The organism is Duganella radicis, assembly GCF_009720825.1.
Classification (GTDB): domain Bacteria; phylum Pseudomonadota; class Gammaproteobacteria; order Burkholderiales; family Burkholderiaceae_D; genus Rugamonas; species Rugamonas radicis.
Genome location: NZ_WNKY01000064.1, coordinates 1 through 25,944 on the forward strand (window position 1 = coordinate 1; position 25,944 = coordinate 25,944).

The 25,944-nt window shown below is 51.9% G+C and carries 15 protein-coding genes; 13 read left to right on the top strand and 2 right to left on the bottom strand.

The genetic code is table 11. The annotated features are described in order from the left end of the window. Positions 1 to 2,100 (top strand): hypothetical protein (locus tag GM676_RS31655; RefSeq protein WP_170304381.1); only part of this gene is annotated, 2,100 nt, incomplete at its 5' end. A 182-nt stretch (positions 2,101 to 2,282) separates the two neighbouring features. On the opposite strand, the gene GM676_RS29370 is transcribed toward GM676_RS31655, so the two are convergent. Then, entirely contained in the window at positions 2,283 to 4,043 is a 1,761-nt protein-coding gene (locus GM676_RS29370; RefSeq protein ID WP_155468023.1) for a hypothetical protein, read from the bottom strand. 39 nt (positions 4,044 to 4,082) lie between these two features. Next, positions 4,083 to 7,814 (bottom strand): P-loop NTPase family protein, encoded by a 3,732-nt coding sequence (locus tag GM676_RS29375; RefSeq protein WP_155468025.1) that lies wholly within the window; start codon positions 7,812 to 7,814, stop codon positions 4,083 to 4,085. A gap of 267 nt (positions 7,815 to 8,081) precedes the next feature. Between GM676_RS29375 and GM676_RS29380 the strand changes: the two genes are divergently transcribed. The 12 genes from GM676_RS29380 to GM676_RS29435 form a co-directional block, all read left to right on the top strand. After that, positions 8,082 to 12,314 carry a DUF4365 domain-containing protein gene (locus GM676_RS29380; protein WP_155468027.1) on the top strand — a complete coding sequence of 1,411 codons (4,233 nt, stop codon included), beginning with the start codon at positions 8,082 to 8,084 and terminating at the stop codon, positions 12,312 to 12,314. 479 nt (positions 12,315 to 12,793) lie between these two features. Next, positions 12,794 to 13,186, top strand: coding sequence for a hypothetical protein (locus GM676_RS29385; protein WP_155468029.1), 393 nt, complete (start codon positions 12,794 to 12,796; stop codon positions 13,184 to 13,186). A 706-nt stretch (positions 13,187 to 13,892) separates the two neighbouring features. After that, positions 13,893 to 14,756, top strand: coding sequence for a helix-turn-helix transcriptional regulator (locus GM676_RS29390; RefSeq protein ID WP_155468031.1), 864 nt, complete (start codon positions 13,893 to 13,895; stop codon positions 14,754 to 14,756). Further along, on the top strand, positions 14,738 to 16,216 hold the full coding sequence (locus GM676_RS29395) for a Wadjet anti-phage system protein JetA family protein (RefSeq protein WP_155468033.1): 1,479 nt from the start codon (positions 14,738 to 14,740) through the stop codon (positions 16,214 to 16,216). The genes GM676_RS29390 and GM676_RS29395 overlap by 19 nt, the downstream gene beginning before the upstream one ends. Then, complete coding sequence (locus tag GM676_RS29400) at positions 16,213 to 16,953, top strand: DUF4194 domain-containing protein (protein ID WP_155468035.1); 741 nt, start codon at positions 16,213 to 16,215, stop codon at positions 16,951 to 16,953. The genes GM676_RS29395 and GM676_RS29400 overlap by 4 nt, the downstream gene beginning before the upstream one ends. After that, a complete protein-coding gene (locus GM676_RS29405; protein WP_155468037.1) occupies positions 16,950 to 20,408 on the top strand; it encodes an SbcC/MukB-like Walker B domain-containing protein in 3,459 nt (1,152 codons plus the stop codon). The genes GM676_RS29400 and GM676_RS29405 overlap by 4 nt, the downstream gene beginning before the upstream one ends. Before the next feature lie 17 nt (positions 20,409 to 20,425). Next, positions 20,426 to 21,610 (top strand): DUF2399 domain-containing protein, encoded by a 1,185-nt coding sequence (locus GM676_RS29410; RefSeq protein WP_155468039.1) that lies wholly within the window; start codon positions 20,426 to 20,428, stop codon positions 21,608 to 21,610. 21 nt (positions 21,611 to 21,631) lie between these two features. Next, entirely contained in the window at positions 21,632 to 21,889 is a 258-nt protein-coding gene (locus GM676_RS29415; protein ID WP_155468041.1) for a hypothetical protein, read from the top strand. A gap of 369 nt (positions 21,890 to 22,258) precedes the next feature. After that, the gene (locus GM676_RS29420; RefSeq protein WP_155468043.1) at positions 22,259 to 22,486 is read left to right on the top strand and encodes a DNA-binding protein; all 228 of its coding nucleotides are present in this window, start codon (positions 22,259 to 22,261) and stop codon (positions 22,484 to 22,486) included. A gap of 229 nt (positions 22,487 to 22,715) precedes the next feature. Continuing rightward, complete coding sequence (locus GM676_RS29425; protein ID WP_155468045.1) at positions 22,716 to 23,492, top strand: hypothetical protein; 777 nt, start codon at positions 22,716 to 22,718, stop codon at positions 23,490 to 23,492. Next, positions 23,492 to 25,429, top strand: a complete 1,938-nt coding sequence (locus GM676_RS29430) for a TnsB C-terminal domain-containing protein (RefSeq protein WP_155468047.1) — start codon at positions 23,492 to 23,494, stop codon at positions 25,427 to 25,429. Before GM676_RS29425 ends, GM676_RS29430 begins: the two co-directional genes overlap by 1 nt. Positions 25,430 to 25,433: 4 nt before the next feature. Further along, positions 25,434 to 25,944 (top strand): TniB family NTP-binding protein (locus GM676_RS29435; protein ID WP_155468049.1); only part of this gene is annotated, 511 nt, incomplete at its 3' end.

The following is a 25,944-nucleotide window of genomic DNA, read 5'->3' on the forward strand; positions in this document are numbered from 1 at the left end:
CCCGGCCGGTCGTTTTTTCAGCTAGAGTTAAGACACATCGGCGCTGTGCTCGATGACACAGAGCTTGATACCTGGCAGAAGCTGGACCGACTATCGCGCTTTTTGGCTCTACCGGACTTTAAGCTTCCAGATGAACTGCTTCAGGCCATCATCAGAGGGCTGAATCTCCAGACGTTCGCTAGGATCAATACCTCCGGACAGAAAACGGTCGAAGAATATAACTTGGAGCGGCTGGTGAGTCTAGGGTCACGCTTTGCGCCTGCGCAACTAGCGGACATGACGCGTCGATGGCTAAGCGCACTGACCGACAGAAGAGAGGGCGAGAAGTACTGGGCAGCACTTGCCGCATCCGAGCTTCTCTTGGTCGCAGACGAGAAATGCGCTGCCAAGTTTGCGCGGTTCCGAACCGCCAGTTCGGCTAGCGAGCGTAATCAATTGGCGAACACATGGAGCTTGGAGCTGGAACTGTTGCACAAGGGCCTGGGCGAGCAGTTACAATTGCTGCTAGAGGCCGACGAATATCACTTCCTCAATGGCCTTGTCGGCATGGTGAGGCCCGCTGACGCAACCCAGCTGGGTTCGTTTCTTCAAGAAACCGGGCCGGAGGCTCGTGACAAGGCAGCCTACATTGTCATGCAAGTTATGGCGCATCAAGGCACGAAGAGCGCTGACGAACTTGCGCAGAATCTATTGCCCTATCTTAGGAGTGAGACGCGGGAGGTGCGGGGTATCGCTTTCGTCGCTCTTGGTCTATGTGCACCCCAAGTTACTGGGCGAGAACTGCTTGCAATTAACTGGAAGGCGGATGCAGCTGATCCTTGGCCAGCGCACTACGGCAGCCAGGCGTTGGCTGCGGCCAGCAAGCATCTCGACCTCGTTGACGTACTACCCCTTATCGCGCCATGGCTGTGGCTGGAGGCAGCTGTGAGCCGGGGTTCTGTTCAAGCCGAACTCGAATTCGTGACCCATCGGCTGCTTGCCGTAATGGGCTCTCCCTTACAATCAGATGTGGAGCTGGAGGGAATACTATCAGTCCGCATGCCTAACCACCCGTCGGAAATGGCTCGTGTCTTGGTCAGAGAGCCCGACAAATTAACGGGAGACTTGGTGGCTGCACTCAAGCGAGCGGCGAGAGATCCTGATGAGGTGAGCAAACGCATGCAGCAGCTTGCGCAGGACGCGGCGGCGACCATCGAAAGGATGCGTCGCCAGGGGCACAGCTTATACCTGCACACTTTCGAGTTCAAGGTAGTGGAGGCTGCCTACAAAGCTGCGCCGACTGCTTGGCAGCTGCTCCTACAGGGTGCAGATGCTCAATCGAAGGAGTTTCAGCGACGGGTTCAGCTTGCGGAGGGGTTGTATTTGTGCCTTTGCGATGTACTGCTTAGACACGATCCGAAGGAAGGGCTGCGACTCTGGCGTGCCCTATTCCAAAGTTTGAGGGTCCGCTTCAACGGAGCAGCCAATATTCACGAGCTGATCCACATAGCCTTTCGGGCGCCTGATTCCAACGAGGTTCTAGCTGCACGTGCCGACCTAGCGACGATTCAACACTGCAATACTGACCAAGACATTTTGGAGCTGGTCATTGCGGCGCGGATGCACAGCCGTCATTCATGGCTCGATGCGTTGGTTGCGGAGGATGAAGCTTCAGATGTGCTATGGAGACAAAAGCGGGCTATCGTCTTAAAGGGCTTCAACGCGTTCCCGACAGTGGATAAGTTGCAGTGGCCGGAAGGCTTGCCTGTGGGCTCGGCAGAAATTCTCGCGCGCAGTATGCTAGAGTGGACCAACAGAGGGGCCCTGGCGAAGTACTGGTGGAGCAGGTTCGTCGGCGCTACCGATTCGGACAGCGCCTACGCGGCATGGCAAGTATTCCTCAGCCTTGCCGACCGACGTGCGTTGGTTTGGCGCCAAGCATGCTCCCTGAAGACAACCGAGTTGGATCGAGTGCGCGAGATGCATCTGAGGTCCAACGAGGATTTGTACCTCAGGACCTTGAGAAAGCCCGAAGAAGGCACGGCGAAGTTGGGCGAGAAATTCCTGGGGCTAGACAAACCCACAAAATGGCTGATGTTGGACGGTGCGCTATCGAGGTGAAGTAATTTGCAGAACGCCTCCGCGTTAAAAACGGAATCATGCGCAATAGGGTGAGTGCGCTACTTGAGTGAACATGCCATTGCTGTGCTAGTCACATAATACTTTGCCTCAATCCATACGAGATAGCCGCTCCGCCATTGGACAGTTCTTTGAGCCGTGCAAGAAAAAATAATCAACTCCATTCAGTGCTGCTTGAGACGATTGCGGGTTGCCTCTAGCGGTGTCGCTGGGAGGCCTGATTCATCTAGAAGATCACTACTGGAGGCGTAACGATCAAACAGATGGCGAATGAGATTGGCCCGCTTTAGGTCATCATTTTTTTTGCAGATCGTGCGGCAGGCCAACACAAAATTTTCCATAGCCATCCCGAAGGGGTAAGCAAAGCGTTCTCGATTTGAATAGAACTCAAAATTTTTCATCATGAACGTTTGTAGATCCTTCCCCGACAAGGCTCGAATCTCGTTCTCAAACTGTTCAGGTGTCGAAAGTTTCATCGTCTTCTCATCGCGATCTTCAGGATTTCCCTTTTGCTCAACTCGTTTGCACACGTCGAGCAAAGACAAGGCGGGATAGATACGAGCCTTGTCCGCTTCAAACTCTTCTGCGATCTTTGGATGAAGTCCCCGATTAAGAATGTAATCACCTTCGAATCTAGAGGTCTCATGTTCTCTATAATTTTCGAGCCACCGTTCAATCATCCGTTCTGCTACAGGCTTACCTTCCGGCAACTGGGAGACAGTGGCATGCACTGAGGTTAGATAGTATGGATCCATGGTGTGCATTTCTGGAATCAGTGCTTCTGCTTGAAGCAAAAGCTCATGATCCGATATTTCAGGGTTCCAAGTTATCTTATAGATGAAATCTTCGACTCGCTGCCGTGTAGAGTCTGCCATCGCCTCCGCCACATACCGGTCAATAACAAACTTCAACTTGCCCTCTTCGATCAGACCTGTTTCAAAAAAAGAGTTGGCCACGGCTTCGAATTCATCGCAGTTAGGAATGTTAAGACGCCCCATCAACAAGGCCCATTGGTCTTCGAGTCGATCTCGCTGCGTGCGGTCAGCACCCATCTTACCTTTGAACTCTTTCGCCTGCTGATGGGAGTCTATGTTAAACGACAAAACAAACTTGGCATCAGGCCCATCCGGTATACCTCTGTAATGAATGGCTCCAAGCAGAACCGTTGAAGGAATAACTCTCGCCAGAGTTGCATCGTTAAGCACACCCCGATTAGCAAGAAGCCGATTCACAGCACGAATAATTTTTTGGATGATACGAATGTTCGTGATGGAGCACTTCTTGACCGCATCACTGACTGAGGGAGCATAGACACAAGGATGAGCCTCCAATGCGATGAGAAAGGCCTCTTCGGGCGAGGTATTGAGAACGACCTCATAATCGATGATCTTCTCTCGGAGCGTGTCCCACATCGTCTTATCAGCAAGCTGATCTGAGTTCAGTATCAACAGGAAGCGGGCCTTGTGCTTTTGAGTATACTCATCGATGAACCCCATCACTTCACTGATATCAAGCTTGTCGTGTTTTCGCTCGATATCGTCCAGCACGATAAACCGCTCGTTGAGAATTTTTGGCACCGCAAGAAGTGCAAGCTCATCGATAACGTCACTAGCATTTGCTTTCAAGGCTCTGAGAGGCTTCCCCCAACGCTGCCAGCTATCGTTAATCCATTGCATAATCTTCCCACTGCCATTAGGGTCAGCCAAAGCACCTTGCACGAGCTTGACTTTTAGTTGGCTGATATCCCTGATGCCGAAAAGCGAGATATACAGTGCATCCTTCACTGAATCCAACCCAGCATCTTCCTGCACTGATTTCCACAGATAGCTTTTCCCAGTGCCCCATTTACCCGACAGAGCTATCACTCGATTGCCTTCATCAGCGATCAGCTCTTTGAGATTCTCTTTAGTCTTATCTATCGACATCTTTGATCTTCTATCTATTGATTTACGGCCACGGATAAGTCACCGTAAGCTGCGTTCTTCCCTAATTTTTTCGTTCTCGATATCTTTGCTCAGCTTTTGCACGTAGTCTTCTAGCCAGTCGCCCACGGCAGAGATACCAACTTGAGCCATCCATCTTTGTGCATTAGAACGACGCTGAGCTAAATGAAGGCTCCTCGGCCCGCTGTAGCTTCCACTTCCAAAGTGGAACATGACAGCTTCACCGATGCCTTCAATATCAAAGTATCGAGTCAAGAAGTCTCGTGTAAGTTCGCCCCCGTTCTCTACCTCCAAAGTTTTAGGTAGCACGTCTGTAATTTTGTGGGCCCGCTCTACACGGTCTTCATCAATCCACGCGAAGATGTCAGCCGGTTTGAATGCTGTGATTGCAGGAGGAACCGGATCGCCTCTGATCCCCTCATCACCAAGCCACATCCTAAACACATATGATTTGTCGGATAGCAGGGCTTGAGCCACGATAGGCCACGTCTCAGTTGGATGTTCCTTGCAAATATCGAAGGCGATTCTACTGATCTTTCCGCCAGCACTGATAGCTCCAAACGACTTCGTGCCCTGGATCAGTAATCGGAACAGCTCGATCTTGTATTCAGGAGCAAGCTTCAAAAGTCGCTTAGCCACCAAGCTCCAATAATGATCTGACATAACATCAGCGTCATGATCGGCTCCAGCAGCAAGAACGGCTATTGCCACTGGAAGGTCCAGCGGATCATCTCTCTTGCAAAGGGTCCACTCCGCCATCTGCATAGCTGTTCGGTAGCTAACAGCGTTCTTATCAGCGTCCTTATCAAGAAGAGCCTGGATCGCCCGGCGAATACGATCTTGCCCTATCAAGGCGGGAATCGGATCACGACCCAGCAAGCACATCCATGACGAATTGTCAGAACTATTCTCATGAATTTCAAGAAGCTTTTCAAAGACCGCCGGGCTTGCTCCAGAGTCCACTACGGCCAAGATGATCCACCGAGCAGGATTCGCCAGGAGCGTCAATGAGAGAGCCTCCCACCGGGCTGGATCAATCGCAAAGACTCCTCGTAAGTATCCCCATAAGAAAGGATGCTCGCATTTCTCAGAGTGCTCAGTGGCGTAGCTGAGCATCTCCTGGTCAAATCGGTCATCTCCGAAGGAGGCGGCCAAATACTCACCAAACTGGCTTCCCTGGCGCACTACATCATTCGCAAATAGTTCTGGCAAAGCGGCTCGCAGTAGACTCAAGTCTGCCACTGCTTCTTCCGCCAATGACCGAATCCTCTGAGCTCGTCGTTCAATGCCACCATCTACGACTTCCTCAATATCGTCGTCCCATATAGCTGACAGCACATGCCGCAAGAGCCTGCTATGAAAATCAGACCCATCCATGTGAGTTCTAAGCTGGGCTATTTTTTCGAGCACATCTGCTTCCAAAGCCTCGGGGGGATATCTGCCGATGTTCGTCAAGAGCTGATAAATCTGATCGAAATTTTTTCGTTCAGTGGCGAGGTCCTTGAGCGTTTGGATACAAAGCTCGTGTAGCACGTTCGTCTTGAGTAGGTCTCCTGCTCCCTCAATCAGAATTTTATCGACCTTGTTTTTCCAGAGTTCATCAACGGAGGTGCGTGACTTCAGCAGTCCATCAACGACTTTGCTCCAAGGCTCTGTTAATTCAGTCCATAGCTTCGGGTACCAGAAAACAATCTCAGGGCGGGATCCCTGAAACTCCACATCGATGACGCGGCTTCCTCCGCGCACATTTAAGCAGGCTGAAGTAGTATCAAGGCCGATCTCTCGCATAAAGTCTTTTTGATCTGCGAGCATCTCTAACGCCAACGGCACCCGCTCTCCAAATGGTGTCTGCGTTGGGGCACCAAATGGCATAAACAATTTCTTCAATGTGCCACGGCAGTTGTTGGAATAGTTCGAGCTTTCTCCGAAAGAAAGTCTCGCAAGAATTCTTGCAGCAGTTCTGAAATGGGGCTGCCAAACTACGATGTAAGACAGTGCTCGTGCCAAGCTATGCCGCTCTCTCCGAATAGCGGTCAAGTCATCATCGGTCCACTTCAAGATACTTCGCAGGAGAGTGAGCGTCTCGGCGGGTGCTGATTGTGCTAGAACGGAAATGAAGCCAGCCCCGACTTCACTAGCCATCACCGCTTTATCCGCAAAGAGGCCATTGCTGGGGTCAAGCAGGACTTGGACTACACTGAGTGCGTGTGTCACATCCTGTGCATAGACGAAGGAGTGCATGAACCAACGATGCAAAGACTTGGGCATCGTGTTGAGCATATCCAGAACATCAGCACTCGCACCGAAGTTTTGCCACCACTCTCGCCAGAGGTAAATGCGGAGTGCTTTAGGAACGATCCTTAAGGTTCGGTCCCCTTGCAAGATTCTCCGCTGTAAGTAGTAGTGCACGATCTGATCGAACTTTGAACGAGTGATCGTCGGATCAGTTTTCTGGACCAAGGATGAAACAAAGTCAGCCTCTTCCTGAACTGGCTTGCGATAGCCAAACATCTCGAACAATGCGATATGCATTAGCACCGTTTTAGCTCGACCTCCTTCTACATCTGTGCCATACCCAGAGATAAATCGGTCCCATATTTGCACGGTCCCAGGAGAGCGAAGTATGTCCTCAGGATGATCTCTGAGGTTCTCTCCGAGAGCGTGTGCTACTCGTGCAGAGCCCTCGCACCACATAGCCCAATTTGACAGAAGTTGATTTCCTGGGAGGTAGGTGCGAAGTATGCTTTCGACTTGCTCTCTTTCCAGCAGTGGTGCTTGAAGGGTTTGCATGCCGACGCCGCCAGTGGTGCCGGGGCCGTGGTCAATGGTGACAAGTTTGACGCCTGGCCGATCCTTCAATGCGGACCATATTTCTGAGCGTTCGCGATCCTCACATTCGTCAATAACGAGTATCAGGGATCGAGGCTGCCCCTCTCGCATCAGGTCATTTAAGAACTGATCTTGGAAGTCGCTGGCCTGCCTAAAATACATCGTGCTAGCACTCATAGATTCATTGCCTGCCACAGCCTCTAAGACTAGCCGTGTTTTTCCAATCCCAGGTTCGCCAACAATCCGAACGTGCTGGATGCCGGTGTCCTCCAACGTCGCCCGTAACTGCTCGATAAACTGCTTCTGCTCAAAGCCAAGCGATAGGCTTGGCGTCATATCAGAGTTGGCCCTCCAAGAGCCCACGGTCTGGAATCGGATGTGGCTCAGACCATTGATTTCCAAACATAGTGACGGGTGCAGTTCTAGCACGCCAGCTATTTCTCCGGCGCCTAGAACGTGAATGGATACATTTTGGAAACCGCATACGGAGAAATACTCAGCGAGCCAGTCTTTCGCCTGATCCCGCTGCTCGGTTGTCAGATCGTGGCCCGTTGTGACGAGCGAATAAGCGAAACCTTGCTCCAGTCCTCTCCTCGTTTGCGGACCAAGGAATTGAAGCTCAGGCTGTTCCTCTCCAAAAAGCTCTGTGCGAATTTGTGCCTTCTGCCAAGGCTTGAAAGACTCACCTGTTTTAATCTGATAATGGGTTTGACCCGCAATCAGAATGGAGCCGTGTTTGCTGGTTGTGTTGATGCTCGCATCGATACCTCCATCAGCTACAGTAATCGCTTCACTGATGTTGACATCCTGGCGAGGGATGCCCACCCGCCAAGCTTCTGCCCACAAGAGCTTCTTCATGAGGTCGATGCCTTGGCCTGCATCGTAGACGGTCAGCTTAGACCGGGGCACGGAGAAAATGCTCATACTGGAAATCCCTGAATGATGGAAGTGAGTGCTAAATCAAAGACGCTTTCTAGGTTTTGCGAATTCTTCGCCGTGTCGCTCAACGGTTTTTTTTTGCGCACATCATTAGCCAATTTCGTCAATTCCTTATCTCTCCCACATAGGTAATTATTGCTTTGATAACTGACTGTAAACTACCATACCAAACTGAAAAGTATTAGGCTTAGTAGCAATTTTTTCATGATGTCAGTAAGCCGCACGCAAAAACAAGACTAGAGGGAAGAAGAAATGTCTGGAACCGGTCAATTACCTATCTCCAGTGATTCGCAGAGTATTGGGGCGAGAGCGGACAAGTGCTTCGGTGCTCGTTGCCCAGAAAACTGGCTTCCAAAGAACGTGGGGGGCACGGACGACTTTGGCGTCGACTATCAGGTGCAGACGATAGAGAACAATCAAGCGACGGATATGTTTCGCGTGCAATTGAAAGGCACCACCGTGCCCAATTTGAATGCAGAAGGCACGCTATTCTCTGTCACGCTCAAAGCATCTACTGTTCGCTACTTCGCTCGCTTTACTGAACCGATTCTGTTAGTCCTCTGTGACCTCAGTGTTGCCGTCAAGGCCATCGATTGCCCACTGTATTTCGTTTGGATTCATGCGGAGCTGAAGCGAGTCGATACTCGCGGACTACCCGATGAGCAGGTCTCCGTCACGCTGCACGTGCCCAAATCAAATGTATTGAATGACGACACGAATCTATCTCAAGACCTGGAGCAATTTAGAACATTAGCCAAGCTTGGCGGCTCCTTGAATGTCACCCTAGAAAAAAAGAATCCTTCGTTAGATGCCAGCTCTCGACTAGCTCTGTTGGAAAAGCTTCCGCGTGGCCTCGCTGAACGAAGCCCAGCTCTTTTCGAGTCTCTTGCAGAAGAGCCGACATCTACTTGGCCCACAAGGCCAGTAGGCTCCATGCCGTGGTATCTCTTCGAGGTAGACAGATATCTCGTCAGTGCAGACTTGGGGCGAGCTCAAGAGATGCTTGTACAAGCAGGACATCAACTGCAATCAGCCCAGCCCTTAGAAATTGGCGAATACTGGCATCTGACTGGGCGACTGCATTTACTTAATCTTGATCAAGCTGAAGCCTGCCGTGCCTTCAAACGGGCCACTGAAGCCGCTCCCAACAACGCAAGGCATCTTGCCGCGTGGGCTGAGACGGAGATGGCGTTTCGTTACTCTGTTGACGGCCCTAACACTTTTGACGATATCTATCCACTGCTCACTTCTTCTGCACCTGAAATCCTAGCTGTTAAAGCTCGTCTTTTTGCGACCGAAAAAAGAGACAAAGAGGTGGAGGAAGTTCTGAGTTCGTTTGCGGGCTCTGAGCAGCTATCGACTAAAGCCGTCTTTAGAACGATGCGAGGCCGATGGCAAGAGGCTGTCGAAGTCTGCGATCAAGGACTAGCTCTCTCTGACGTCAAGCAGGCAACTCGTCTGCTCTTCATCACTCTCAAGGCCAAGGCTCAGTTTCATTTAGCTGTGGATGATGAAGAGCCGCCAAGCAACCACATACGTCTACCACTAACCGGCCGGCCAAACTCAAATCTCGCTTTACTGGCCACTGCATGGGATGGTATGAAAGCAGCGATGGAAGGGCTTCGTGCTGCTGGCTGGCCTGCAAATACAGAGTTCATTGCCGATGTCATTGCGGCGGCTGCATCCATCTTGCAAAAAGAAGAGGAGGCTCTAGGACAACTCAACGCCGCCGCAGAGAAAAGAACCAGCATGCCAGTGCTTCAAGCTTCAGTGGAGTCACTAGCTGCTCAGACCAAGAAATATGATGTGGCTTTAGCGGCGAACCTTCGCCAGCCAGCCAATGCAACGACACGGTTACGACAAGTATTTTTGCTTCATATGATGAAGCGTGATAATGACTGCATCGCGTTCTTTGAAGCTCACGTAAATAGTTTCGATGCCGATGACCCCATGTATGCGGAGAGCCTTACCGCCGCCATTATCTCCGCAGATCGCGTCATCAGAACGGACCTAGTGAGGAAGTGGATGCCTCTATTTGAAGCAACGCCTGAGCTGATCGTTCATCGCTCAATCTTGACCTATGCCTTGGATATTGCGAAAAAACGGAACAGGCTCGAAGCTCTGAATGATTTGCATAAGAGCTTCAATGAACATCAGCGTCCATTAGGCATAGCGATTCAGCTGTTCTATGACTTCAACTCTCTTCGTGTTGAAGAAGCTGAAAAAGTTGTAGAGCTGGCTCCGCTACTGATTGAGCAACGACTTCTCCCTTTAGATGCGATTCTCCAGTTAAGCCAAGCATACGCCACGTTGAACAAGTGGGATGAGCTACTTCTTTTGATTTCAAGAGAGCGGAGCCGGTTCCCAGATAATCAAACATTGGTGGCCATTGAGTCACTTGCTCTTGATCGCTTAGGCCGAACCGCAGAGGCTAGAAGTTTGCTCTCGCCGCTAGTGGCTAATGGAGCGAATGATGAGTTCATTCTTGGAGCTTACATCGACATCATGATTCGCTGCGGATTTATCGAGGAGGCGATTCGCGCCACCGAGATTATGGTAGCGGCAGAAAAAGATAAGGACAAGAAAAGAGATCATTTGCGAGTGCTGCACAATCTGGTGAGGGCCAATGACCCTTCTGATTTGCGAGCTCATGATATCGCTTGGCGAATGGGAGCTCTGACCGATCCGACTGATGAGACCAATGAAGGCATATTCCTAATGTCCATCGCTCTTTCGCCAATAACGGGCGATCCCGATCCAGTCGAACTGGAGGAGTATCAACGGCGACTGACGGAGTACGGCGAGAGGTTCCCTCACTCCTCCGTAATGAAGGTCGGGACATTCCCAGAGAACCCTACTCCAGACCAACTGTTGGAAACCATCATGAATGTCTTGGGAGATACTCCCGAAACTTTGGCATTGAAGCAGCAACGGAGGGAGGAACTTAGACAACAAGGGATGAAAGCTCCATTCCTATGGCGCCCTCACAACTTCTTCAGTGACATCCGCGATGTTCTTCAATTGTGGGAGATATCCAAACAAGCTAAAGGGAGTGATCCGCAATTTCTGCTGCAGATGGTCTTCGATCAGTGGGGTGCCTATCCGTGGGAGCAGATGAAGGACCGTGTTCCTCTGATGGATATGACCTCGCTCTTTGTAGCTCACGACCTTGAAATTCTGGATCTGATCTTTAAGCTCTTCTCCAAGGTTGCAATTCCACAGCGAACCATGTTTCATCTTGGTCGCCTGTCTGATCCTATTGCTGGGTCAAATCAGATTGAGAAAAGTCGAGCAATCCAGCAGGTGCTTCAAAATAACTTTGACCAGATCCTTCAACCAAGAGCAATCCTCCCTGACTCAGAGGATAGAGATATCGATTTTTTGCGGATCACCAATGAAGTGAAGAGCTTTGTATCTCAGGCTCCATATCTTCTCTATTGCGATGACGCGATCATGCGAGTCTATTGCAAGGGATATAAGCAGGATTTACCTAGCATTTGCACCCTCGACGTCCTGGCAGCGATGGAAAAAAATGGATTGCTGACCGCGAAAGAAGTATCTCGTAGGATCGGCATGTTATGCAGTTGGGGCGTGAGGATAAGCATTGAGCCAGGATGGCAGATTGCGAGCCTACCGGACTCGATACTGACTATCAAGAGCGTTGCCGAGGGTGCTAAAGCGATACGAGAGGATGAATCGAGTTCTGCTATTTTCGATGGCTTGTGGAATGGAACGGGGCCAGGTTTTGCAGGCGTCATGCACCACGCAAGCCATCTAATAATCACGATGCTCTACCAGCACAAGATGACTGCAATGGCAGTTGCTTCGCTTATGGTGATATGGCATGAGAAAGCGATTGTTAAACAGGATGTCCCGCCTGACCCTTCAATGATTCCAGCACTGCTGTTTCAAACGGTCGCAACGCTTGCGATGTATACCTTCCCGAACCGAAATAAGAGCGGGCAGTTATGGCACATTTATTTCCTTCTACTGGAACATCTCGAAGGTAAAAAGTTGAGCGAAGATCGTATCGCTACAGCCGTAGAGCATATTGCAGCGGCAGCTGCCAATCACGATCTTTATGTGAAGAAAGCCTTCTATCCATCGCTGAAGTCGTTCCTCTCCTTCAGCTTGATCGACAGCCGAAAAACAAAGCAGGTCTTCACGATGTATTACAAAGTTTGGCGATCTTTTTTGATGAGTGATCTACAAGTGAGCACACCGTTGTTCACTGCTATTCCCACAGTGACAAGACAGAAAAGTCAGTGGCAGAACTGGATGGGAGATCACATCATGGCATTACCTCAGCAACTCAAGTCGCATGATGGGGAGCCGTTCTGGAGGCTGCCAATCTCTGAAGAAAAACCTCTAAGTAAACACGCCTACAGCCATCACTGGCAGCGAGCAGCAGTTAAAACGATACCTGTAGTATGGTTCCGCAGACCTTTAGACATAGAGGCTCAGCCGTCTTCAAAGACTGAGTAGTTGGAAATGATTCTTTCAGGCCGTGCCACTTCGCTCGAAGCGGCACGGAACAGACTCGTTGGTGGGTGCGCGAAGATTGGCATAGGCTCTGTCGCCATCTCAGTTACTTGCTGTATCTCTGGCCGCCGAGTTTGCCCAGGTAAAGATCGCTCGCCGTGTTTCGTCACGGCGCGGTTAATGGAAGGGTAGCTGAATTTCACCTTTCATCTTTAACACGATCAAGAAAAAACATAATTCACCACTCAATTTGTCGAGCAGGATTGACTTGAACGTGAGCAAGATTTAGTTGAGAATTAATGGATGAGGCGGGTCAGATTTCACTGCAATCCAACGTTCTTGATATGTGAAGGGCTTATTTGATGGATTTTCATGGAATACCGGTGCAAAGCATTTGGACTGCCGTAAAGTGGGTGCCAGGATTCGCTCTAAGGTACTTCTTTCCTCGCGAAAGGCTCGCGGCACTCCAGTACGTAGACCTAATGCCACGTAATGAAGCAGCGAGGGTGGACCTTGGAGAAGCGGCGTCGTTCCAGCTGTGGCTTCAAATCATCAACTTATCGCCATTCGCGGTGGAGCTCGATCGAGCGGAGTTCGAATTCTCATATGCCGGTGCTTCGATGAAGGCAAGTGTCCTGCGGAAGCAGAAATTCGCTCCCGGAGAGATCGCGATACTCCAGATATCGAACCCGATCTCCGACGGATTCGCAAACCAGATCTTACGGAATCGGAAAGTCAGCGCCCTCGACCTGGACGGCGCACTGTCCGGACATATCGAGTTCAACTGCAAACTGCATCCCTTTCCTCGACAAGTCCAGCATCTGGCAGGAATCAGACCACGCGTCGTAAATGAGAATTACCGGTCGTTGGCTTGACACCCGTCCGAGCAAGCTCTTACCACGATATGGTGGGGTGTCTGCTGTGACTTCAACGACGGCCAACACATCACCGCTTTGCAGCAGCTGAATTACTAAGGGAACTACCGAACAGCCTTAGTCCGTGCGCCCTACCAGTATCGTTCCGAGTACCGAAGTCGAGTCAAAAGGTATTGTTCAAGTTTATATTTTTTCGGCAACATCCCACCATTTGTGGTGAGATGATCTATTCAAGTTAATGCGGAACACAATTTTTTGTCTATAACTTGCAAGTGTTTGATTTTAAATGGCGTCTGTTCAAGTTAATATTCCAGCATGCCAATTGCCGTCGCGCGACGCATACGCGGATATTTGCGACGCATAATCAGATATCCAACGACACATAGTTGATTAGACCGGGGGCATACGGGAATTTGGTATGCATCCGAACATGCCCCCTTCGACAAGCAAATGCCTATGCTAGTCGATATCAGCCCGATCAACAGCGGCCGTTATCCTTCCAAGCTCCCCCGCCGTAAGGACCGCCACCCAACCTCAATTTCCTCCGCGCTACAGGCATTTGTGTAGCTTGGCTTCGCCTAGGCAAGAAATTTCTTTACATACAGTCTATTTCTTCATATGATCTGGTTTTCCAGATCATCTTGTTTTCCAGATGATCTGGCTTTCAAGAGCATAGTGTCAAATCGAAGGCAACCAAAGAACCATCATGGATAGCGAAAAAAAGCATTCCCGGCTGTACCAACTGGAGCTCTTGCTGCGATGGGAGGGGCGGTTGAACAACTCGCGCCTTCGTGAAGTTTTCGGATTAAGCACTGCACGAGCGAGCGAATTAATCCTAGAGTTTAGAAAGGCACACCCAACCTGGCTTGTGCTTGACTCCAAGACAAAGAATTTCTACCCAGCGCCGGACTTCCTTCGCTCCCTGCACAAAGTTCAGTCTAACCGTCGTAGCAACGCTGTGGAGCTTGCCCATTACCTTGTGCTCGCTGGGATGCCTTACGCCACCCCAATTGGAGCTGAACAATCGCTGGTCTGGGCGGCATACCCTGATGTTTCCGCACCGGGGCCTTTAATCTATTCCACGATGCACACCGCCTCGCGAGAACAGCGCGTGGTCAGCATTTCGTATCGCTCGATGAAGAATCCTCATCCTCACGAGCGCACAATTAGCCCCCACAGCCTCATTCGCGCAGGTCGTCGTTGGCATGTACGCGCTTATTGCGACGAAGTAGCGGGCTTTCGTGACTTCGCTCTTGGACGCATTGTGAGTGCGACGATCCTCAAGGATCGATCTGCTGACTTTACAGCCGAATCCGATACGGCATGGATGACACCAGTGAAAATATCTTTGGTGGCCCATCCCGATCTGTCTGCGGAACAAGCGGAGGTCATCCGATTTGAATACATGAACGGTACCGCTGCTCTTGTGGAGACCTGCCGCGCAGCTCTGGTCCAATACTTTGTTCAGGATGTCCGCGCCGCGACCAATGTGAAGACGCAGCGACCGCCAGATTATCAACTTGCCGTCCAAAACGTCTCGGAGATTCAACAATGGCTCTTCCCGAACTAACACTGATCAGAGCGGTGAACCCGACCTTGCCTCCTCTTTTTGCAAGGTTGCCGGATACTCTGTTCAAGCCGCTTGCATCTCTGAACCACGAACGATATTGGTCAATCCTTGCACGGTTACACCGGAATCGTTTTGGACCTGATGCACCTCTGCCACCCAGTGATGGATTCCCTATCCGGGACATCATTTCGGACATCGAGCGCGAGCTCGATGATAGCGATGCTTGGGAGGTGGAGGACGGCTGTGCTCCAGCCGCCAATCTCAATGCGCACGCTAACATGATCTTCAATCGCCTTGTCGATACCGAATGGCTTCGGCGCGGAAGACACGGAGCCGAGAAGGTCGTCACGATGAGTCCAGCCATCAGCCATTTCTTGAACCTGCTGATGCAATTTGCCGAGAGTGGGCCAATCTACGTTTCCGGGAAAATTAATTCGATCTTTGGTCTCATTACGATGGTTGAGAGCGAAGAAGCTAGCGGAGATACCCTTATCGAAGCGGCCCAGCAAGCACGAAATCTCCTCGAGCACATCCGTAACACTAGCACGATCATTCGTGACTTGATGGAGTCACTCAGCAAGGAGCCAACTCCTTCAAAGTATCTCTCAAAATTTTTTAGCGATTACATTGAACGCGTATTCATCGGAGACTATCGAGAATTACGCACCCGTGAGCATCCCCTGTCCAAGCGCCAACAGATTCTGCGCACAGTAGAGGGAATCGATGAATCGCAATCCGAGCGTGCGCGGCTCATCCAATGGTATGAACAGAAGCAGTTTCCCGGCGACATAGCTCGTGCGGAACGTCAGTATGAACGCGACTTGCATCGCCTTCGCGAATTAGCGCGCATCGACGAATATCTCGACCGACTCGACGACGAAATCCGCCGCGCGAATCGCCGCGCTTTAGCATATCTCGACTATTCAGTCCGTACGGTCCGCCCAATCGGTCAACTTATTAATGCTGCGATTGCCAGCATCAACAGCGGGACGCTCCTACTCATGAGTGACCCGTTTGCCGCAGGCGGGATGATCAACGGGATGAATCTCGCTATGCCCCGCAAGCTCACCAAGCGTCTGCCCCCCTCAAAACTAAGGAAGGCTTTGCCCGCGCCGGAAGACATCGCACGAGCCCACCTAATGCAGCGTGCTCGTGATGCGCGTGCGATGACTCCACCAAAGCTAACTGCATTTTTGCTTAGGCAGTTGGATGAAAAATATCAGGTCGGAAGTGCCGAACTGGAGATCAATGCTGTACCCGACGGTAGAGCCTACCAAACCCTTGCGACAGTATCGGTAGCGATGGGAACACAGAGTCCCGCGCTGCAAAAGGATGTGCGATCCATGGTGCCGGGTTTTCACGTCATCCCCCAGTCTGTCAGTGAAGAAGCGCATGCATTCATTAGCGGTAAATCATTTCTTGTCTCCCGCAAAAACATCAATAAGGAAATCGAGTCATGAACAGTTACTGGGACAGTCTTGCCTCGCGGTCACAAGGTCTGCATGTCGCGGCCGAGTTCGAAGTTGCAGCCTATCGATTGATCAACGAGCAAGTCTTGTACTACGCAGACCGCCACAGTCGGACCTCGTATCACATCGTGCAAGCCTATGAGCGCGATATCAGAGCTGCACTCGCGCCACTTGGAGTGAATGTACAAGTCAACCGAGAGCTGAGGTACGCCTATGCCATTCCAATGCACGGCAAAGCTGGTACAGCGAGCACAGCCCAGACACTTTTCGCCCTTGTGCTCAGAAATATCTACGACGAAGCCGCACGCAGTGCCGAGGTCACGGATGATGGGGAAGTTGTCTGCGATCTCGTCGAGCTAGAAGAGAAATATCGCATGATGACAAGCCGCACACTTCCGTCGAAGTCCGAACTTCGCGATCTTTTACGGACGGCACGTCGGTGGGGAATCGCACGCATCTCCGGGGATTCTGATGAAGAAATTCTTGATGTTGATCTTCATGGTCAGGACTACGCCGTCATGATCCGCCCCGCAATCACTGTCGTCTTGGGCGAAGCCGCGCTCTCCCGCCTTGCAGGCTGGGCCGCTCCCATCGAATCAGACGATGATGAAAATGAAGAAGATGAAGGAAGCGTAAGAGAAGTTCGGGCCATTGACCTTGCCCCGAATGATGGTGGCGAGAAGGTGCCGGAAAACGAGGACAATCACACTGACAGGGACACAAATTGAAATATCTCGAAAGCATCAAAGTAGTCCAGTTCTTTCTGTATGAAAAGCAGGAGTTCTCGATCAAGAAGATCACGGGCGTCTTCGGGCCGAATGGCAGCGGGAAGAGTTCAATGCTTGACGCGTCTCAGATCGCGCTCTTCGGCGGAAATTCCAATCTGCTGGCCCTGAATGCGCAGGCCGACGACAACACTACCACCCGTAACATTCGTTCATACTGCTTAGGCCAATATGGTCCGAACTCTGAAGACCGCGTTCGTGACCAAGCAACTACCTATATCACTCTCCTATTTCGAGATTCGGAGACAAACACGCCAATCACGGTAGGGGTTTGCATCTATGCGTCCATCGAAAAAGACAGCCATGAAGTTCTTGGCCGCTATGTGTTGCACGGGTACGAGCTTTCGATGGGCGATCATTTGGAGACAATTGACGGCGAAGAACAGCCACGCGATTGGCGCAGCTTCCGCCAACAACTCTTGCAGCGTTCTGGCCTCGATGCGGATAGCATTCTATTCACCGACAGCGAGCGTTTCATTCGCGCCCACCTCTTAGCACTACGCGGCTCTGGCGGAGCACCGGTTACAGAAGCATTCACCCGTGCATTCCGTTTTGGCTTGCGTATGAAATTCGACAAGACCGTCGATAACATTGTACGTGACGACGTGCTGGAGAAACGCCAGACAAACATCAAGAAGTTTAAGGACGTTACCGATTCCTTCAAGCGGCTCGCTGAAATGGTCGCGCATGTAGAGACCAAGATTAATGATGGTGACGTCATTCTGAAAGATTTTTCCAAGGCTGCAACCGAATCAGGACGCGCGGTCACTTGGGATGCACTGGCTCTCTCGTGCACACGCGATGCGGAATTGGAGAAGCTCGACGCGGCGACAATGCGCCGCGCAATGGCGGAGTCTAAGCGCGACGATTCAAAGAAGGATCTTGATGATGGCCTAGCTGCCCTTGAAGGAACGCGTGCAGACATCATTCGTCTGCGCAGCCTCCGTGATGGTCACGCGGCCCATCAGGACAGCGGCGCATTGCAAACCGCAATCGATGATGCAAGTGGGCGTGCTGCAAAGGCAGAGCGAGAGCTTACAGCGTTCTTTACCGTCGTTCGCCAGCATCTCGCTGCGGCCGCCGCTAGCGAGCACCTTGAAGAAGCAGCTCAGAGTCTGCGATTGTGCTCATCTGAGCTGCCAGAGAATGGCAAAGCTGCTGCGGCCATGCCAGCGGATGTCTTACGCACTGCATTGAAACCGATGACACGGCTTGTAGCGTCTGCCGTTGATACACTGTTTAGACTGCCGGGCGCAATCAATCACGAAATTGAGGGCTTGCGACAACAGCTCAGCGAAGCCGAAGACGACTTGCAACGCATTAAAGAAGGTCGTCCGCCTCTGAGCGAGAACGTCAAGAAACTCCTGTCTGCCTTGCAGCGCGAAAAGCTTAATCCAGTTCCAGTTTGCGATCTTGTTCGCATCACTGACGGAGCCTGGCAAGGTGTGATCGAAGGCTATCTTGGCCCCCATCGTGAGGCCCTGCTGGTGCCTACAGGTGAGGAAGACAAAAGCTTCGCATGTTACAGATCGGTCCCATTGTATGGAGTCAAAATGGGCATGGAGTCGCGTCAGAATCTGAACTGGCGACCAAAACCCGGATCGGTCGCGGAATTGATCGATGGTGACTCGCCTGCGGCCGTGGCATACGTGCGATCAAAGTTTGGCGACCTGATGCGCGCACATACAAACGCGGAGGCCCTCGCCGGAGCGCGTACATTGATGAGCGACGGGATGTACGTCAATGGCGGCGACATCGACCGCATTCTCCCGGTCGAATCCGGTCGATGCCGCATTGGTAGGGCTGCTACAGAACAACGTGAAACGCTGGTCCAACAGATTGCAAGCCTCAAGGCCAGACTCGCGACGCTGGAAAAGCAGGAAGCGAGCATTCGTCAACTGGCGAATAATCTCATGTGGCTGAATGCATCAGACACCATCGACCGCGCCGTCGAAATGGCCAAACAAATCAACGGTGCGCTCGAAGAAAAAGCTTCGCTTGCCACACGCCTCGAAGCTACAGCGGATGCAGAGTATGTGCGGCTGAACATGGAGTTAAACGCGGCAACAGATCGGGAAAAAGCGCTTCAAGCAGCTCTGACCGGCCTGTATCAGGCCCTGTCCGATGCCAACTCGGCGGCAGCGACGGCCGCACAGGCTGAACGCATACGTGAAGAGAGCTGCCAACAAGCGAGTGCACATGCCGAAGAGGCAAGGAATAATCCGGAATTCGACGCTGACGCCGCATCTCAGAATTGGGATCACTGCCTCGATCAATTCGGATCGCGATACGATGAAATGCGGAACTACTGTGGCGAGCAGGCTCGCACCGCGCGTAGTAGGCTGGAAACCGCAAGATCGCGGGGAGCCAACAATTTTGGACAATTCATCAGCAAGTATCACGAACACGTCAGTCGCGATGTATTAGGTGACTGGCAGCAGTCTCGGGCATGGCTTGACAACTTTATCTCTCGCTTACGTGACATCGAGCTGGTTGATTACAAAAAGGAAATGGACCACGCCTATCAAACCTCGCAAGAAACTTTCAAGACAGACGTGGCAGTTCTCCTAAATGCGAACTTTGACTGGTTGGATCGCACGATTACACGGTTGAACAATGCCTTGAAATCATGCCCAGTCTTCACAAACGGCGAGCGCTATCAATTTGTTGCAAATCCGCGCCCCCAGTTAGCCCGCCTTCTCAAATTCATTAAGGATGTCGCTGCTTACGGAGCTGATGGAAGCGTTTTCGGTACGGCGGGTGAGATGCCAGAGCAGTTTCGCGATCTCTTGGACGACAAAATCGCCACTGGTGCTGCCGGTATGCGTAGCCCGCTAGATGACTACCGCGAATTTTTCGAATTCGATATCGAAATCCTTCGAGAAGACGCGATTACGGGCACCACCAAGCGCGTCGGCTTTCTTAGCAAGCGGCTTGGTCCCGGCTCCGGGGGCGAACACCGTGCGCCACTGTACGTTATTGCAGGAGCGGCGCTCGCTTCAGCGTATCGTCTCGACGATACTCATCGCGACGGGCTCGGACTAATCCTTCTTGATGAGGCATTTAACAAGATGGATATGACCAACATTACTGCTACTATGCGCTACTTGGAAGAGATTGGGTTACAGGTGCTTATGGTAAGCCCCGGAGAAAATCTCGGTATTCTGACGGCCTTCCTGCATCGCTACTACGACATCATGCGTGACGCTAAGACCAACGTGATCTATCTGGAGGGGCATGATGTCACTGCGGAAGCCCGCGAACTCTTCCGTAGCGATTTGCCGGAATTCCATCCGGAACTCATTGAGGAGGAACTTCGTAATTTCGCCCCGACACTTGCGCCTCATGAGTCTCGATCTTCAAGTACACCGCAATTGCGCGATGGCACCAATCCTTAAACCGGGAGCCAAATGCGATGGAAACTTTTGCTCGAAAGCTTCTGAACAAGCTTCTCTCGGATGGCGAAAAATCGGCTGCTGGCGTGCGTTCGCGCCAGCCAATTCTGACCGCACTTGATCTGTCAGAGTACCGCAAGACAGAATCGCTAAAGGACAAGGATGGATTCGAAGCCGTCATGCGTGCGGCGCGAGCCCATGGCGCTATCAAGGTCATCTGGGACCATGGAAAAGAAAATGAAGGCTCCCCGGATGATTTTATTGAGCGAGTCAAACTTGACGACTTGGGACTATTGGCTGATTTCATGGGCCAACGTCCTCGGGCAGCCGTTCTATCCGAGGCAGTGTCTGCACTTACGCCACATTATGCAAACTACCCTGTCTTGGTCGAACTCTGTGAACGATGGTCCTCACTTCGTACAGTTCGTAGGTGCGGCCCCGAGGATGTGAAAGTATGGCTGGATGCAATTCGCGTTCTCTGCTTTGCGCGTGAATTGCGCGAAAGCGATGCCATTGCTCTTCCCATTCGGGAAGCGAGTTACCGCATTTTTAGAGATACAAAGCTTCTGGAAAAATTAGCTCCAGCGGTCGATGTGCTTCTCGCCAATGACCTTGATGCGGTGCCACGGGCGGGCGACGAAGTTTGGAAGGAAATCGGCCTGTTTCGCGAAGAACAACCCATACGGCTTTCTGGAAAGATCACCGTCGTCCGCGAACGCGTGACGGCAGTGTTGGACGCACCTTATGGAGCCTTCGCAGCTCCGTCGCTCTTGAGGATTGCCGACGTTCCTGACTATGTTACAACTATCGAAAATCTGACGACGTTTCACAGTGAAGCACGTAGGTTATGTAATGAGAAATGTCTTTTGATCTACACAGGCGGCACTCCAAGTCCGGCATGGCGAGCCATGTATAAACGCCTACTTACCTCAATCCCTGAAACAGTTCCAGTTCGTCATTGGGGCGACGTGGATGAAGGAGGGTTCCGAATCGCAGCTCTTATCGCTGAGGACGCTAAGCTTGCCGGAAAGACTCTGCGGCCATGGCGCATGCATCCCGACGATATTCCAGAAGACCTACGCCGTGCTGCATCGGACAGCACAGTTGCGCGCATGTGCAGATACGCGCTGGCCGCAGGATGGCCCGAAATAAGCACTGCCGTCGAAGATGCCAAAATGACTGTGGAACAAGAAGGCTTAAGTTGACGATGCCTGCTGCATGAACGCATGCACAATCAACAAACCAACGTGTTTGGACTGAGGAAAATTATGAAACGGAAAACACAACCAGTAATGTGGTATGACATATCGGTCTCGGTGGGCGGCCAAGAGGTCTCCGGTTCCTATAGTGTTGATTCGACGGACTGGATGACGGTTCGAATGAATGGCGGCGGCTCAAAATCGGCAAGAGGTGGTCCGGGCGCTGAAGGAGTAGCGCGCCTTATTTTGTGCGAGTTGTTCGCCGAAAGCAAACGCCAACACTAAGCGACGGCTTCTGGCTCTTTTGCTGGAGGAGGCGAGGAAATTGCCGCACATAGGTGGGCGTTTTCGGTCATCCTGAATTGACTTCAACATGCCCGCGCTGGAGCGCGAGGCATTCCCATCGCCCTTCCCATTACTTCAAAAGGTGACGCTGCGGAACGACAATAAATCAAGCCCGCTGTCGCCGTAGCGATTCAACCTTTCGACTCCCTTCTGATGCTATTTCTCGCACGATGCCAGATATCAGAGATCATTTTTTTGGCATATTGCTAGAAAACTGAAACGACAAAAAACTCATCAAATCAATGACTTGCGGATAATTCGCGCTTGCTGTAGTGTCCGTTGCAAGTCTTGGTAAACGTGGGGCGAACTATGTATCGTACGGCAGCGGAAGTAATCAAGGAGTTCGGCCTGCGCGGCATTTCTGCGGCTGAGTGGGCCCGACGCAATGGGTTCAGTCCAACGATGGTTTATCAAGTGCTGCGCTCACCCAACATCCCGAATCGCGGTCAAAGCCACAGAATTGCTGTCGCTTTGGGGATGAAAGAAGGGCATGCAGACCACGACTTCGACCTGAAGATCACTCAAATGACTGAGTAGGAGGAATAGCACAAGAAACAACTGCTCAAAAGCCACAAACGCAAACGGACCCTCTCGGGTCCGCCTGCGGCTGTAGTATCAGAAGACACCTACAACGGGTCGCACCAGTAGTGTCTTCCGAATACAGCCCAGAGTCAAGTCACGTCTTCACATTTTGAAGATGCCCTCGCTCCACGACACCTTTCCACGGTGCACGGACGGGGAAAACCTATCTGTTCGGGAGACACGAATGCAGTCAGATCATCAATTTGCTGGCCAAGTGCCACGCATAACGTCCACGCTCGGGAAAAGTCATGCGGCCTCGCCGCGCGCTTCCTCAACGTCGCCAATTTCATCACCACAAATTCTTGAGCAAGTAGTTGTCGCATTTCAGAAACGGCCAGACGTTGCAAACGTTCTGCATGGGCAACGGCGAATACGTCAAGGCGGAAAAGGACGACGGACAGCGCTTTTCTCAAGCATCAAAAGCGGCGGAGCAGTTCCCGTCGAAAGTAGACTTGAGCTGGCCCACGCCGTCACACTTGAACGCACATCTCACGTCACCCGCTTTCGCACGCAAGCGCTCTGCATACCGCTCACCGGTCGGCATGTAGCCTACCCTGATTTTCTGGTCGAAGTCGCGAGTGGCATGTTTGAGGTTCACGAGATCAAGCCCTCGATTGCTCATCTTTCGTCCGATGATGCGCAACGATTTGCCCACATCGAGCGCATATTGAACCGCGTCGGAATCGAATTCCGTCTAATAGACGCGACGAGTTTGGCAAGCGGCCGGGCACTTGAGGAAGCGCTACTTAGCTATACGCGTGGTCATGCTGAGCGATACTCGCCATCACAGATTTCGCTGGCACAGGAAGTCTTGGCGAGCAAATCCTTTGCTTGGTTTTCCGATGCTTATCAACTTCTTGCCTCGCACCATCTTCCTCCCTGCCTTGCAGATTACCTCGATTTCCACGGCAAGTGGTCTAGTCCGCCACGGACGAATGCGTCACGGCGAGGGAGAGCGTGATGAGCAACCATTTCGAACCCAGTGTTGGTATGCGCTTCACACTTCATGGCGCGCAGTTTGAAGTCAGTTTTGCTTTGCACGGCATGGTTCGCTACACGGCAAGTGCAGGCGGCCGTCAGTATCAGCTCCCCTACGATGATTTTGTTGATCTACAAGGTCGTGGTGCGATTTCCGTGATCGACAGTAAGCAGCCGACAGTTACCGAAGATTCCGCGCCGACGATTATTCGCAAGCACCGCTATGTTGAAGGCGCGCTTCGGCAGCTTACTCATCCCACGGCAACTGAGCCATTGCGGGCGGTAATTGAACAAGTAGCGTCCGCGTTCGGTGATCCTTCCCCTCCGGGGACCAGCTCAGTCGCAAGGTGGATACGCAAGTATCAACAATCCGGCTCGCGCGGGCTGGCCGTTCGTAGGTGTTCTGGCAATCGTACAATCCGACTGGGAATCGAGGTCGAACGGCTGATTGCTGAAGCGATCAAGCAGCTTTATTTGCAGAGAGAGAAGCATACTGCAAAGGACGTGCGCGACCACGTGATAGGCCGTTTGGCGAGCATGGGCTTGTGTACCGCCCACAACGCCCAGACGCGCGTGCCTACGCTGCGAACGATCCAGCGACGCCTGAAGCAGCTCGATCCCTACGTAGTTGCCCGTGCCCAGCGAGGTGAAGAAGCGGCAAGTCGAGTGCTTCGCGCGGCAGGCCGCTCCATCAAGGCAAGCGCGATCTTGTCGATTGTTGAAGCAGATACACACACTCTCGATGTTCTGATCGTTGACCCTGACACCATGGAGGTACTCGGGCGCCCGTTCCTGACGTGCATGATTGACGTGAACACCCGCGCAGTGGTTGGAACCTACGTTAGCTTGTTCCCTCCCAGCGCAATTACTTCACTCGGCGCATTTAAGGACATGTTGACCCGCCATGGACGTGGCCTGCCTGGCGGCATTCCGGCACAGATATGTCCCGATAACGGTGTCGAATTTAAGAACTCGGCATTTTCTCGTCTTTGCGAAGCGCTTTCCGTCACTGTGACGCCATCTCAGGTACGGGAACCCAACGGGAAACCCCACATTGAACGATTCTTCGGAACGATGACCAACGATCTAATCCAGAAGCTTTCAGGGACGACATTTTCAAATCCGGCTCAACGAGGCGACTATGACTCAATGAAACAAGCTTGCTTTACGCTCGCGGACATCGCTTCGTTTGTCGAGGAATGGATTGAACGTCATTATCATCGCACGGTCCATACTCGTACCGGCCGCGCGCCAATTATCGCGTGGGAAGAGCAAGTAAAAATTTTGCCTCCGCTGACGTTAAGCGAGGCCGACGTGAATTCTCTCGCTCGCCGCCCTGTTCAACGATCAATCGTACACGGACGCGTACGATGCGCAGGTCTTGAGTATTTCTCTCATGCGCTTGCGACGCTGGAGGCTCAGGGGAAGGATCGAGTCACCGTCCTCATCGATGACCTTAACTTGAATTCTGTGTTGGTTCAACACCCTGCGAGAAAGGATTTGCTGATCCAAGCCGATTCAGTCGATCCTGAATATACGGTCGGACTGACCAGTTACGAGCATGCAGAAGCCATGCGCATTAAAAAAGCGATGTCCAGCAGCGACCGCGCCAAGTTTGGCCACCACGCTAACGCGATTGCAAGGTGGGAATTGTTGGAACGAATTCATGACTGCAATCTTGCCTCCAAGAGTCGAATTCGAAAAATTACGGGCGGGCTCGGACGCAAAGCGCATGTCAAGAAACTGCAAGAGCAACTGCCGCTGAATTCTATTCCCGTCTCCTGCGAAATAACTCCTTCCGAACAGACTTCGCCCTCTCCTGAACGACTGCCGCTTGGTACTTATGACGATTCTCGGTCGTCACAGAAAATTATCGCGCCACAAATTAAGTACGATTCCTTTAGCTTGGACTTGGAGTGACGCCATGAGTGAAGAAAATATTTACTTGCGCGTTGCCCAGCTCGACAAAATTGTAGTGCGGCATCCCGCGTTGGAAAGAGCACGGCTCGGCATTGAAGATTGCGTTGCGAAAACGCAGTTCTTCCGAGAGCCCGTCGGTAGCTTGTTACTAGGCGAAGGCGGAATGGGTAAGACCACCGTGTGTCGCGCCCTACTCGCAAGTATGCCGGAGTCAATGCGAATTGATTCGCATGTGGCGAGGACGCTTGTACCCGCGTTCTATGCTTCCGTCCCATCACCCGCAACAGTTAAATCCGTGGCCGCCAGTCTGCTCGCGAAGCTCAACGACCCCAGCCCGCTGGCGGGTACTACAGCGCACATGACAAATCGCCTCTGCCTACTCCTAGCGGCGTGCGAAACAAAGCTTGTTCTGCTTGATGAAATTCACCATCTCTTTGACATCCAAAAAACTACAACACGCGTCAATGTGCAAGTCTGCAATTGGATTAAGACCGTGGTCAACGCCACGAAAGTCT

Excerpts from the sequence above, each read along its gene's own strand:
- GM676_RS29430 (WP_155468047.1), top strand. The coding sequence starts at position 23,492 with ATGAGCAACCATTTCGAACCCAGTGTTGGTATGCGCTTCACACTTCAT.
- GM676_RS29400 (WP_155468035.1), top strand. The coding sequence starts at position 16,213 with ATGAACAGTTACTGGGACAGTCTTGCCTCGCGGTCACAAGGTCTGCAT.
- GM676_RS29415 (WP_155468041.1), top strand. The coding sequence starts at position 21,632 with ATGCACAATCAACAAACCAACGTGTTTGGACTGAGGAAAATTATGAAA.
- GM676_RS29380 (WP_155468027.1), top strand. The coding sequence starts at position 8,082 with ATGTCTGGAACCGGTCAATTACCTATCTCCAGTGATTCGCAGAGTATT.
- GM676_RS29410 (WP_155468039.1), top strand. The coding sequence starts at position 20,426 with ATGGAAACTTTTGCTCGAAAGCTTCTGAACAAGCTTCTCTCGGATGGC.
- GM676_RS29375 (WP_155468025.1), bottom strand. The coding sequence starts at position 7,814 with ATGAGCATTTTCTCCGTGCCCCGGTCTAAGCTGACCGTCTACGATGCA.
- GM676_RS29425 (WP_155468045.1), top strand. The coding sequence starts at position 22,716 with ATGCAGTCAGATCATCAATTTGCTGGCCAAGTGCCACGCATAACGTCC.
- GM676_RS29370 (WP_155468023.1), bottom strand. The coding sequence starts at position 4,043 with ATGTCGATAGATAAGACTAAAGAGAATCTCAAAGAGCTGATCGCTGAT.
- GM676_RS29395 (WP_155468033.1), top strand. The coding sequence starts at position 14,738 with ATGGCTCTTCCCGAACTAACACTGATCAGAGCGGTGAACCCGACCTTG.
- GM676_RS29390 (WP_155468031.1), top strand. The coding sequence starts at position 13,893 with ATGGATAGCGAAAAAAAGCATTCCCGGCTGTACCAACTGGAGCTCTTG.
- GM676_RS29420 (WP_155468043.1), top strand. The coding sequence starts at position 22,259 with ATGTATCGTACGGCAGCGGAAGTAATCAAGGAGTTCGGCCTGCGCGGC.
- GM676_RS29385 (WP_155468029.1), top strand. The coding sequence starts at position 12,794 with ATGCCACGTAATGAAGCAGCGAGGGTGGACCTTGGAGAAGCGGCGTCG.